The sequence below is a fragment of the Nitrospira sp. MA-1 genome, assembly GCA_032139905.1.
GTDB lineage: Bacteria > Nitrospirota > Nitrospiria > Nitrospirales > UBA8639 > Nitrospira_E.
This window is the reverse complement of the sequence record JAQJDB010000007.1, coordinates 1,406,485-1,419,481: the sequence shown is the minus strand read 5'-3', so window position 1 is coordinate 1,419,481 and position 12,997 is coordinate 1,406,485. Positions and strand designations below refer to the sequence as shown.

Sequence of the window (12,997 nt, the reverse complement as noted above, 5' to 3'; positions counted from 1 at the left end):
AATTATGCCATTAGTCATTACTGCGTTCGCCATTTTTTTCATTCCAATAACCCTTGTTAGGAAGGCCTCTTTGCAAAATCGTAAATGGCCCCGCAACGATCGAAATATACTTTTTAGGTGTACAACATTCTCCGGAATCCAGCATATCCCATGACCCCCGTTTAAGAATCAGTTCTCCTTTGCTCAGATCAGCCTCAAAACCTTTTGGATTTCCAAAACCATAGGACGGACGGCGAGGGACACGGATCGTGATCTCGGTATCGGTCCAAGTCTCGATGTGCGTGGCAACTCCATTCACCAATACCTCACTACGAGACACATCTTGCCCTAGCTCGTAGATTTTCCAGTCATGAGCATACTGGTTGAGCGATAAGCGAGTCGCTTCTGAAATTTTAAGGAATTCACCGAATCCTTTGCCCGTAATAGTCACGACCTCATCCAAACCGGCCTCTTTCGGAGAGTAGGAATGAATTTCCGGCTGAACAACGGTAAAAGTTCCGGCTTTTAGCGTCACAATCTCTTGTTGTTCGCAACAGGTGCCATCAGTTTTAGGGATGGCTCCTCCGCGCTTTACAATCACCGGTCCACTTTTCGCGCTGTAGGGCACCCAGACATCGATTTGGTCATCAAGCCATCGGTGAATGACAGCAGGCACTCCCCCAATTTCCACCCCATTGCCCCCGGAAAGGAAATCAAAGGCATAGGCAGTGCTGCCGGCTTCTGAATATAATCCAAAATTTTTTCCCTTTATCGTCACAAGCGTCCCAATTGGTCCTTGAGCAGGATTCATCCCTGATACCTGACTCTCCAATACGGTAAAAGTTCCAATCTCTCGCTCCTTTCCTTCCCGTTGAAGCATCAGGAAACCTGATTGAGCATTTAACGGCACATGAGCCACGATGGTTCGATCAGACCATTGCGCAATGATCGCAGGCTTTCCCCCAAAAAATATTCGTCCATCTTCAGGGCGGCTTTCCCCAAATCCCTGACCGGACAATACGACCTTACTCCCGATCGGACCCTCAGTAGGATCAAAGGCAATAGGAGGAATCACCGTCAAATGGACGGCATTACTGACCGCATACTCGACAGGAGCACAGCACGAACCATCCGGTAATGGGTCGCTTGAGGCCAAACGCACTTCTACATCTCCAGTCTTAGCATTGGCCGGAATGAGAACTTCAATTTTGGTAGGACGCCACCGTCGAACCTCTGCGCGAATCCCATTGATTATCACTTGATTGACCCCGAACATGGTATTGGGATCACGAGATCCGGCAGTGTTGCCGAAGTGTTCACCAACAATCGTGAGCAAGGAACCCGCTTCGGCTTGTGAAGGATTCAAGCTGGAAATACGAACATCGGTGACGGAAAAAATTCCGGCTTCCCGTTTCGCTGAACCGTTTATAACCATCACCGGGCCGGAACGAGCCTGCAAAGGAACCTTGACCAGAATAAAATCAGGTTCCCAGGATTGAATGAGCGCCGAGACACCCTGAAATTCTACTCGGTTAGCCTGAGTATTTCGGAATTCTCCAAATCCTTCCCCACTAATCGTCACTGTTGTGCCGGGAGGACCATCGGAAGGGAACATTTCAGCATGGGCTATGGATGAAAAAAGAAGAAAACCTAAAGCGACGCTCATGAGACTTCGAACTCGTTTCATAAGTACCAGACCTTGCTTAGAGATTCTAAAAATAAATTAGGTATGAACAATGGACTTCTTCATTCAAATCGAACCGGGAAGAGAAGCCAACCCAACTTCGTGGCTACCAACACAGGGGATGGAACCAAGTCAGAGCGGTTGCCCAAAAGACTATATCAAGCGATCTTTTCAGGCGTCAATTTTGTAGAACCGCTCAGGGAGAAAGATCAACATTCACACTTATATCATAAGATTTTTATGAAAATTCTTCGTTCGCCAGGCCCATCAGAGACCAAATGGGTAAGGGAAAAAGTCTCACACCACATTTAAATTTTTTCTACCATTTCAAAATGAATTTTCAGATAGGACAACCGCAAAGGAGGAAAACCTAACTAAACAATTTCAAAAAGCGAGCCAAAGCAAAGGGTGAAATTTCAAATGAGGTTGCTACAGGATCAGGAGGGGTGATTCCTGACGAAAAGCATAGGCGGGCTTTGAACTTGTTAAAAGATGAATACGTTTTAAGGACCGGCTTTTGGGGGAAACACTTGAACGATCAATTCAAGTTCAATTGGAGCATGAAGAGGTAATTCGAAAGCCCCAAGGGCCAATCTGGCATGACGCCCGGTATCTCCAAACAGTTTGACTAACAAATCCGAAGCCCCATTAATCACCGTAGGCTGATCTACAAAACCTTCAACAGACGCCACATGCCCCGTGAGACGAACCACCTGATTGAGACACGAAAAATCTCCCATCATCTCCTGGAGAATGGCCAAGCCATTTAGCATGGCTAATTGAGCGGCGGCAGCCCCTTCCTTGACCGTCAATTCCCGCCCTAGTTTTCCAGGTTGTTCAATTTTCCCGTCACGGAAAGGCAGCACACCACTCACAAAGATTAAATCTCCTGCCTGACGAGCCGGGACATATGACCCGACAGGACAAGGGGCTTCTGGAAGCGTTAATCCTAGTCGGCTCAATGTTTCATGAATACCCATAAAATGACACAATCCCCCACTTACGATGCACGCTTACCGATCAATCGTCGTTGATAGATATCCACCGCTTTATTATGGTCCGCTAACGTGACAGAAAATTGATGACTCCCATCGTTCCTTGACACAAAATACACAAAATCAGTCTGAGTCGGATAGAGCGCCGCATGAATGGCCGCCAAACCCGGATTGGCAATGGGTCCAGGAGGAAGGCCGCGTACCCTGTAGGTGTTGTAGGGACTATCGACCGACAAATCGGTCTTCCGAATATTTCCATCAAATGATTCGAGAGCGTAGATAACGGTGGGATCGCTCTGTAAAGGAATACCTAGCCGGAGGCGATTATGAAATACCCCGGAAACCAATGGTCGTTCGGCTGCCAGCCCCGTTTCCTTTTCCACCACGGAGGCTAGTGTCAACACCTCCTGAAGGGTCATCCCCATGGCCGTTGTCCGAGCTTTGAGTTCTGGAGTCAGAACATCATGAAACCGGTTCACAAATGTTCGAATGATCGTCTCTGGTGGAGTAAAGCGAGAAAAATGATAGGTATCAGGAAAGAGATAGCCCTCCAGGGTTGGCGCATGAACATTCAGACTTTGAATAAATACCGGGTCACGACTTAATCGAAAAATATCCTGCTTCAAAGCAAGACGTTTGTAATCAAGGATGTCCGCAATTTGTGCCACGGTAAACCCTTCGGGAATAGTGATGGCATATTGATACACTTTACCTTTCACAAGCTTATTCAGTAATTCAGTTGGTTGCATTCCCGCATCCAGTTCATATTCGCCAGGAATAATATTTCGATCAACCCGTTGCACTCGCCCCAAAAAAGTGAAAAACCATCCTGATTTAATAAGGTGATGTTGATCGAGAATGTCGGAAACCTGTGTAAATGGAGTACCCGGTGGGATTTCGACGAGAACTGGCTGAGCTGGTCCACCAACGGGTTGATTCAGCCACATAAAACCAACCATGACCAGAACTACACCCGATAAGAGGCTTATTATTCTCCGGCGAACAAGGATCACGTCACGACGCCCTCTTTCCTACTGCTCCGGTCGGTTCATGAGGGGGGGACATTTCAAGCACACCATTTTGCTGAAGGAGTTTACTCCTCCGTCAAGGCACCTATCTGTGAGGCAACATAGTCATAGACGCTCTGCAACGCCGCATCCAACTGTTCGGGTTGATTTCCACCCGCCTGAGCCATATCCGGTCGGCCGCCACCAGAACCTCCAACGAGTTGAGCCACATGTTGAGCCACTTTCCCCGCAGGAATTTTGTGAGTCTGGTCTTTGCCCACAATGACCAACAACGAAACCTTTCCCTCTTTAACCGATCCCAGAACCAAAAGACCAGAAGGCACTTTGTGGCGGAGCTTATCGGAAAAGATTCGCAATTCCTGAATAGTCAGGCCATCAATCCGCTGGATAAGGATCGGCATCCCACCGATATTCCGAATTAAGGTTTCCTGACCAGCACCTTGCTGATCAAGCAATTTTTGTTTCGTGCGCTCTAGTTCCCGCTCAGTTTCACGAAGAGTTCCAAAGAGTTTCTTGGCTTTTTCAACGACCTCATTTGGACCGGCTTTCAACACAGCGCCCAATTCTCTCCATTCGGCTTCCTGATGCTGAGTCTGAAGCACCGCTCCTTCCCCTGTGAGTGCCTCTATGCGCCGGACGCCTGCCGCAATTCCTCCTTCGGACAGGATGCGAAACAGGCCGACATCTCCGGTTCGAACGCAATGCGTTCCCCCGCATAATTCCTGACTAAAAGACCCCATTTCTACGACCCGAACCCGCTCACCATACTTATCACCAAAGAAAGCCAGCGCTCCACGACTCAGAGCATCCTGAATTCCCATTTCTTCAACCATAACAGGCAGGTTTTGACGGATTTGTTCGTTCACCAGTCCTTCGATTTCTTCAATATTTCTGGGAGTCAATCCTTTAAAATGCGAAAAATCAAACCGCAATCGATTTGGGGCTACCAAAGACCCATGTTGCTTCACATGGGGACCTAAAATTTCCCGCAAGGCAGCATGAAGAAGATGAGTCGCCGTATGGTTTCTCGCCGCATTCTGCCTCAATTGACCCTGTACCGTCGCGATGAGAACATCGCCAACATGGACAGATCCTTCGATGACACGGCCCTTATGGAGATACCACCCCTTCGCCAGCTTAGTGGTATCCTCAACGGCGATTCTTGCCGACGGACCCACCAACGCGCCTTGATCCCCGACCTGTCCACCCCCTTCAGGATAAAATGGAGTCGCATCCAAGATACACTCCACCGTCTCACCTTGCTTAGCCTCCTTGATGACATGCTCATCCTGCACCAGAGCAAGGAGCCTCCCCCTGCCTTCCTGTTGGGCATAACCCACAAATTGCGTTAAAGGAAACTGTTCAAGAGCACTCACCAATGCGCTTCGAGAGTCCCCCTGGCTAAACCTCGCAGTTTTCCTGGCTCGATCACGTTGCGCCTCTAGTGCCTGTTGATAACCGTCATGGTCGATGGCTAGCCCTTCTTCCCGGGCAGCATCTTCCACCAAATCAAGCGGGAACCCGTACGTATCATACAACTTAAAGACCGCTTCCCCATCTAAGATTTGGCTCCCCTTTTGCTTCGCCTCCGTCAGGATTTGATTAAGAAGAGGCAATGCCTGTTCTAACGTTCCAATAAAGCGCGCTTCCTCACCCTGGACAATCTCGCAAACCGTATCTTTCATTGAACGAAGGTCCGGATAGACCGAATCCATGCGATCAACCACGGAAGGCACAAGGTCATATAAAAATTCCCGCTCCATGCCCAATAATCGACCATGCCGGGAGGCTCGACGCATGATCCGTCGCAAAACATAGCCACGCCCCTCATTCGACGGCAACACGCCATCAGTGATTAAAAATGTCATCGCCCGCAGATGGTCCGCAATGACTCGCATCGACCGATCAGCCGACAAGGAAGCACCATACTCCTGGCTAGTGGCTTTCCCTATTCTTTCCAAAATAGGAAGAAACACGTCGCTATCATAATTTGAGGATACTCCTTGAGTCACAGCAGCTAACCGCTCCAACCCCATCCCCGTATCAATGCTGGGCTTCGGGAGAGGATGAAGAGTACCAGCCAGATCCCGATCAAATTGCATAAACACCAAATTCCAAATTTCGAGATATCGGTCGCAGTCACACCCAACGGCGCATGTCGGTCGACCACAACCGAATGCCTCTCCCTGATCAATGAGGATTTCGCTACAAGGACCACAGGGACCCGTCTCCCCCATTTGCCAAAAATTATCCTTTTCACCCAGACGAACAAGACGACTCTCTGAGATGCCCATTCGTGTGTGCCAAAGGTCATAGGCCTCCTGATCATCACGAAACACCGTCACCCACATTCGGTCCGCCGGCAATCCGGCAATCTGAGTGAGAAACTCCCACCCAAACGCAATCGCCTCTTCTTTAAAATAATCTCCAAAGGAAAAATTGCCCAGCATTTCAAAAAAGGTGTGATGGCGGCGGGTAAATCCCACATTTTCCAAATCATTGTGCTTACCCCCGGCCCGCATACATTTTTGAATGGAGACGGCCCGGCTATACGGTCGAGATTCCTCGCCCAAGAACACGCCTTTAAATTGATTCATGCCCGCATTAGTAAACAAGAGAGTAGGATCTGCTTGTGGAATCAGCGGCCCGCTGGGAACCACGGTGTGCCCACGGGTCGAAAAATAGCTGACAAACGCCTGTCGAAGTTCAAGTGATGTTGCAATCATATCATTGGGTTTCGGTCAAGATGAATGTGCCACTCGGCCAGATCAGTCACGATCCCCTGTTGATTTTTTTCCACTAGAACTGGCAGGGGGAGATGATTCCTCTTTTTGTTGAGCCTCCACGGAGAGGCCATAGCTGTTTCGTAATTGCGTGTCGATATCCTTGGCAATATCCGGATTACTTTTCAAAAATGTTTTGACCGCCTCCCGGCCCTGCCCCAACCGTTCCTCCTTATACGAATACCAGGCTCCGGCTTTATCCACGATTCGACGCTCAACGCCTAAATCCACTAATTCCCCAACTTTAGAGATACCTTCCGCAAACATGACATCAAATTCGGCTTGCTTGAAGGGTGGGGCCATTTTATTTTTAACCACTTTCACTCGTACCCGACTCCCCATCACATCCTGACCATCTTTAATCGATTCAATCCGGCGAATATCCAACCGCACTGAAGAATAAAACTTCAACGCGTTGCCGCCGGTCGTGGTCTCAGGGCTACCAAACATCACCCCAATTTTCATACGAATCTGATTGATAAACACTACCGACGCTTGAGATTTTGAAATGGCCCCGGTTAATTTTCTCAAGGCCTGTGACATCAATCTCGCCTGAAGCCCCATATGGGAATCGCCCATCTCCCCTTCAATTTCGGCACGAGGAACCAGGGCTGCAACTGAATCCACGACAATGATATCTAACGCTCCGCTTCGAACCAACGTTTCGGTGATTTCCAAAGCCTGCTCACCCGTATCCGGCTGGGCCACCAGCAGATCATCCGTCTGCACACCCAGCTTTCTGGCATAGGAAATATCCAACGCATGCTCAGCATCAACAAAGGCGGCCGCCCCTCCGGCCTTCTGAGCTTCGGCAATCGCATGCAAGCACAGCGTGGTTTTCCCGGACGATTCCGGCCCGAACACCTCAATGACGCGACCTCGTGGCAACCCACCGATTCCCAGCGCCATATCAAGCCCAAGAGACCCTGTAGAAATAACAGGAATATCATGAGGAACGTTGTCCGTCCCTAGCTTCATGATCGCCCCTTTGCCAAATTGCTTTTCAATTTGGGTCAGAGCTAAATCCAATGCTCGTTTTTTTCCGTCTTTTTGTGTTTCTTTTTGAGGAGTTACGCGTTCTGCCATTAGGTGTCCTTTTGTTCAATATCCCTGGTCGTGCAAAGTGGCGGCTATCTTACCCCACCCTCTCTAACAGGTAAATGGCTATCTTAACTTGAGAAATTTGATACTGCCTCATTTAATGGCACCGCCCACAGAGGAATATATTCCACACCGATCGTGGTCACATTACTGCGAAAAAGAGTGATCCGGGCAACAGGTAATATCCCAAGATTCTGAGGTTGTTCCAACAAGCCCGAATGAGTCAGTACCTTACCCACCTGAGAATTGTCATGTTTAATCCTGGCCAGGGTCAAATGAGGAACATAGGGCTTCTCCTCGGAGGGAAAGTCTAACGGGTCCAACGCGCCCTCGACCCCGGAAACAAGATTAAGCAAGGCAGGAATGTCTCCCGTGCATCCAATCCACAATATCCGTGGACGTCGAACGTGTGGAAAAACCCCCAGGCCCTGAATCTCTAATGTGAAAGGCGGCTGACTTTTTCCGATGGGCTCAAGAGCGGTCAAAACCTGGTCCACCATGCTAGCGTCAACATTACCAAGAAATTTCAGGGTGAGATGAATCGATTCAGGGCGAACCCAATTGACATGGGGCAAGAAGTTCTGAAGCTGTTGTTGAAACTCACTCACTTTCCGGCACAGGTCCAAGGAGAGTTCCACCGCAAGAAAAACTCTCAGACTATTCCGGTTAGAATGAAGCTTCATTAGCATATCGACGAATTAAATCCAAAACAGCCTGAGATGTCTTCAGTGTAATTTCCGCGCGGTCCCCATGAAACTGCCAACGATACCACCGCGGACCTTGCGGACCATCAATCGCGCCATATACCAGACCCACTGGTTTGTCTAGGCTACCTCCATCAGGACCGGCAATTCCTGTGACCCCCACCCCTACATTGACTCGGCTTCGCCTTCGTATTCCTTTGGCCATAGCCAAGGCTACCTGCGAGCTCACCGCCCCATACCGCCGAAGGGTCGATGCAGGAACCCCCACAAGTTCTTGTTTCGCTTCATTACTGTAGGACACGACTCCCCTATCCACATACAGCGAACTTCCAGGTACGCCGGTTAGGCGATGAGCTACTAACCCTCCGGTACAGGATTCGGCGACCGCAACCGTCCAGGAAAGACCTCGCAGAGCTTCTCCGACGATTTCCTCCATGGTGCGTTCACCTTCCGCAAAGAGCCATGGTCCTATACATTCACGTACCTGACGGACTAGGTCAGCCCATTCCGGAAAGAAGGGGGACCTTTCCTTCGCAAAAGATTGGGAGTCGCTGACCATCCAACAACTCACCGTCACCGTCACTCCCCTGGGCGAGGCCAGGAGGCCAAATTGGATAGGTCCATCTTCCCTCAAAACAGCACTCAATGCCTTTTGGACATCGGTTTCCGGTAATCCAAAGGTATGAAAGGTATGCAACCAATAGTGTCTTTTGCTCTTAAAAATCTTCCTGAGTATCGGTTGAACCTGATCAATCATCATAACTTTGGCTTCGCGAGGAACACCTGGTAACACCACAATGACCGTTTGCCCCTGGCGCATTAAAAAACCTGATGCCGTGCCCACGGTATTGGCCAACATCGTGGCTCCGGAAGGAAGAAACGCCTGTTTGGCCAATATTGGCGTGACCGGTCTTCCAAATCGTCGATAGCACGCTTTGAGATTGTCATACGCTCTTTTGCGTTTAATCAATGGACATCGAAAGGTTTCGGCTACAGCCTCTCGGGTACAATCATCGAGTGTTGAACCGAGTCCACCGGTCAAGACAATTACATGAGCGCGCTTCAGTGCCCCACGAAGGGCTTCTTGAATCTCACCTTTCTGATCACCAACAGAGATCTTTTTCCGAACCTCAATCCCACATTCCGCGAGAAGATGTCCAACAAATACCGAATTACTATCGATTCGCCCGCCCAGAAGCAATTCCGAGCCCACGGCAATGATTTCGGCATGAAAAAGCTTCATGTTCAAGGGATTCAGTCAGATGGCATCAATCGGTTGTTTATTTATCCAATGACCCTCAAGGAATGTCAGCAAAATCTAGATCAAAGGTCACTTCGCCTCCCGCTCCAGGAAAAACCTTGATAGTGGTATGAGCCAGGGCATCAAAAGCATCATAGTTAAAGGACGCCACAATCTTTGCACGAAATATGGGAAGTTCTTGGCTTTGGCTGATCTGGGAAGCTCTGGCATCAAACCGAATATGATCAGGCTTGATCAACCGATTTTCTTGTTTGAGCAAAAGATAGCTGTTATTGGCAAACGTCGGTGAATCCCCGAAAATTGCCACCACGACTTGCAAGGCTTTTTCGTCCAGGACTCGTTGAATATCCTCTGAGCCGGGATTTTCTCCTCGAAGAGCAAAATGACAGGACAACACCGCAATTCCATTTAATTTTGTCATAAGAAATCCCTGGGCCTGAGGAACATCAGAAGAAGACCCACCGAAATGCCGATACAATATATTGGGTGGAGTTCGACTACTTGCTCCCTCTTGACCAATATGAACGGCTTCAAGAATTTGGGATTGCGAGGGATCTGAAACAATGCCCCACACCGGAGAGGAAGCTAAAATGACCAATCCCACCTCAAAAAGCATCAAAAAACCGGCACATCTTATCGATCTACCCATAGTCCCCACAGGTTTGAGGAATAGTTGAAATAACAAGATTGGCATCAATAACCATGAACTACAAATGTTGCTCCCTTCGGACTAAGGCCCTACTCCGCACTCCTCCGTGTCCAAAAGGATCTTAACAGGCATCACGCAACGTGCGCATTGACAATATTGCGGTAGCGATGTTAAGACCTATTTTTTTAAGTGATTAAAAAAACACGTGTTTTCATTTCAGGGGAGGTATGAATATGGCCGGTGCCGAAGAGGCTGCCAAACAACAATTTGTCAATTTTGCTTTCTATAAAGTCGACCCTTTATGGAGACGTCTTCCCAAAGAGGTGCGGGACCAGGGCAAACAAGAATTTGTCCGCGCAGCGGAAGAATATACTGGTAAAGTCATTGTCGTGCCTTACACCACAACAGGCATTCGAGGCGATTGCGACTTTCTGTTGTGGCGAATTAGCTATGACCTGGAAATGTTTCAAGAAATGAGTTCAAAACTCTTGGCTACAGGATTGGGGCAATACCTTACTACCCCGTATTCCTATCTTTCCATGACGAAACGATCCATATACGTAGACCATCATGTGCATGAGGGCCAGGAAAGTCGAAGATTGAAAATTTCTCCCGGCCGTGCGAAATATATCTTTGTGTATCCATTTGAAAAAACCAGAGAGTGGTATCTGCTCACCAAAGCTGCCCGCCAAGGCATGATGGATGAACATATTGCTATTGGGCACAAGTACCCCTCGGTCAAACTCAATACCACCTATTCGTTTGGTTTGGATGACCAGGAATTTGTGGTGGCCTTTGAAACCGACTCTCCCCAGGACTTTCTGGACCTCGTCATGGAATTACGCTCTACCGAAGGCAGCCGTTACGTCAAACGTGACATCCCAATTTTCACTTGTATAATGAAAAGTCTTAAAGAAGTTGTCGAAACCGTGGGCGGGTAACCTATCTCAATCAATCTCGAACCGCATGTTCGAACAGCCACTCGGCACTACCCCAGGATAACTCTTTCAAACAGGTACCCTTACCGAAGGGTACCTGTAAATGCTTCCCAATATACGTCCCCTAATCTGATGACGTAAATTATCACTGCTAGACAGAAAAACAGGAGGACGGAGCATTCGGTCATTTGATGGTTCATGACAAACACCGTTTGCTAGGGAATTTCTACTACACGCAACCTGGTTTTTTCACCTATCTTATCCTCTTACCTGCGACATCCAACAATTTAAAAGTTTCTTGGATTTTAGAAATTATTGGTTAGGCCCACGACCCCATTTTGACAGGTCTCAAAGCGGTGTGTTATCAAGAAAACCAAAGCCTAATTTTCATTTTTGGAGAGTCAGAATGGAAGGGGAAAAAGATGTTCTTTTCGTGCGCCGAGACAAAGATGGCGCAGTGACCTTATTTATTGACGAAGATTGGGCGGCAGAACGGGGGGTTGATCCATCGCAATTGGTCAAAATTGAAATCCCCAGAGAACTCTATGCCAACGGAACGGTACAGCAACTAAGGGAATACGCAGCCACATGTCTCGAATCTCTTGATAATGGCACTCCATAAAACTTTTAAGGTGAAAAATCCGAACTCTTGCACTTGAGTTCATTAATGCTTATGCCTACAACTCTACGTTTTGAACATATCGAGTCAGCCATTCAGACACTTTCAACTCAAGGCCGCACCATGCTGCAACTTCTTTTGTTGCAGTACCTGGACCTGAGTCCTGAATCCATCGCCTATATGGTCAACGATCAACCCGATTCCCGCTTTCAGGCAGGCAACCAGCCAAAAGGGAACCCGCTCTCCCTGGAAGCCGAACGAAATATCACATCACGTGCGAACCAGTACAGGGATTACTACCGGCAAAAACGTGAGCGCCCAGGAATGCACATAGAATTCCTGACTCAAGAATTAAAAATCCTTGATAAAACCATTCAGATTGCAGAGCGGTTACTCACATCAGAATTTGGATTGACTCAGAATGGCTTGCAGGATGCTAAAACCCAAGCACCCTCGATCCTACTTCGCCAGGAACTCCGAAAATTAGATCGTGGATGGGATAATCAGGAACTGTCCACAAAGGAGTATCAGGCACAACGACTGGTCCTGGAATACCAGTCTTTATTGCGACGACGTGGGATATTCAGACGTCGCCTGAAATTTGCTCAAAATGATTTCATCGTTTCAGGAAATTCCCCATTGCAGGATCACGAAATTGCCCATATATGGGGAATTCCGTTAGGGAGTCTCGTTGCCAGAAAGGTCAAAGCCCTTCAACAGTTTCTGACTGAATTACAAAAGCATCAGGACAAACACTCAGCGCCGGATGAGCCGTTGCAACCCATAAACCTATGGAAAGAAGCCCTTGACTTCTTGTCCCAGCGTCCCTTTGAAAAGTCAATGGTTGAATACGATGGCTTGGGAAAAACAGAGGAAGCGTTGCTTGATCAATTGCGAGCATTTGTCGAGGGAAGTATGTCAGAGCCTGAAGAATCCAAGTTTTGGACAAGTATTACCAAAGTAAATGATACGGAATTTTCCGGAACATGGCTTTCCCAAGCCCGTTCCATTTTAGCTTTCCAACGATTAAACGCTCTGCTCAATGATATGGATTTTTCAGATGAAGGATTGGAAGAAAGCTTACGTGTTAAAATTTACCCCCAACTCCCTGATGATCAACTGGCCCCCGAATCCGATGATAAACCTATTGAGCTTAGTGAAAAGGGTGTCGGTGTCTTGAATTATTTTGCAGGAGAACAGGACGATAAACGAAGGGGATAATTCTGGCCTTCAAGCCTTTCCCCGTATCCTTTCCC

General features: G+C 48.2%; 11 protein-coding genes. 3 read left to right on the top strand and 8 right to left on the bottom strand.

What is annotated here, in order from left to right; all coding sequences use genetic code 11:
* Positions 1-10: 10 nt before the first annotated feature.
* The 8 genes from PJI16_19200 to PJI16_19165 form a co-directional block, all read right to left on the bottom strand.
* A complete protein-coding gene (locus tag PJI16_19200; GenBank protein MDT3779692.1) occupies positions 11-1,666 on the bottom strand; it encodes an IPT/TIG domain-containing protein in 1,656 nt (551 codons plus the stop codon).
* A 500-nt stretch (positions 1,667-2,166) separates the two neighbouring features.
* A complete protein-coding gene (locus PJI16_19195) occupies positions 2,167-2,643 on the bottom strand; it encodes a RidA family protein (GenBank protein MDT3779691.1) in 477 nt (158 codons plus the stop codon).
* 20 nt (positions 2,644-2,663) lie between these two features.
* Positions 2,664-3,671, bottom strand: a complete 1,008-nt coding sequence (gene mltG / locus PJI16_19190) for an endolytic transglycosylase MltG (GenBank protein MDT3779690.1) — start codon at positions 3,669-3,671, stop codon at positions 2,664-2,666.
* A gap of 80 nt (positions 3,672-3,751) precedes the next feature.
* Positions 3,752-6,412, bottom strand: coding sequence for an alanine--tRNA ligase (gene alaS, locus PJI16_19185; protein ID MDT3779689.1), 2,661 nt, complete (start codon positions 6,410-6,412; stop codon positions 3,752-3,754).
* 42 nt (positions 6,413-6,454) lie between these two features.
* The gene (gene recA, locus PJI16_19180; GenBank protein ID MDT3779688.1) at positions 6,455-7,555 is read right to left on the bottom strand and encodes a recombinase RecA; all 1,101 of its coding nucleotides are present in this window, start codon (positions 7,553-7,555) and stop codon (positions 6,455-6,457) included.
* 83 nt (positions 7,556-7,638) lie between these two features.
* Positions 7,639-8,253 (bottom strand): RNA 2',3'-cyclic phosphodiesterase, encoded by a 615-nt coding sequence (thpR, locus tag PJI16_19175; protein ID MDT3779687.1) that lies wholly within the window; start codon positions 8,251-8,253, stop codon positions 7,639-7,641.
* Positions 8,237-9,517, bottom strand: coding sequence for a CinA family nicotinamide mononucleotide deamidase-related protein (locus PJI16_19170; protein ID MDT3779686.1), 1,281 nt, complete (start codon positions 9,515-9,517; stop codon positions 8,237-8,239). The genes thpR and PJI16_19170 overlap by 17 nt, the downstream gene beginning before the upstream one ends.
* Before the next feature lie 55 nt (positions 9,518-9,572).
* Entirely contained in the window at positions 9,573-10,154 is a 582-nt protein-coding gene (locus PJI16_19165) for a hypothetical protein (protein ID MDT3779685.1), read from the bottom strand.
* Positions 10,155-10,417: 263 nt separating this feature from the next.
* On the opposite strand from PJI16_19165, the gene PJI16_19160 reads away from it, so the two are divergent.
* The 3 genes from PJI16_19160 (at position 10,418) to PJI16_19150 (ending at position 12,962) form a co-directional block, all read left to right on the top strand.
* Positions 10,418-11,125 (top strand): chlorite dismutase family protein, encoded by a 708-nt coding sequence (locus PJI16_19160; protein ID MDT3779684.1) that lies wholly within the window; start codon positions 10,418-10,420, stop codon positions 11,123-11,125.
* A gap of 403 nt (positions 11,126-11,528) precedes the next feature.
* A complete protein-coding gene (locus tag PJI16_19155) occupies positions 11,529-11,744 on the top strand; it encodes a hypothetical protein (protein MDT3779683.1) in 216 nt (71 codons plus the stop codon).
* Between the two features lie 51 nt (positions 11,745-11,795).
* Complete coding sequence (locus tag PJI16_19150; protein ID MDT3779682.1) at positions 11,796-12,962, top strand: hypothetical protein; 1,167 nt, start codon at positions 11,796-11,798, stop codon at positions 12,960-12,962.
* The last annotated feature ends 35 nt before the right edge of the window (positions 12,963-12,997 follow it).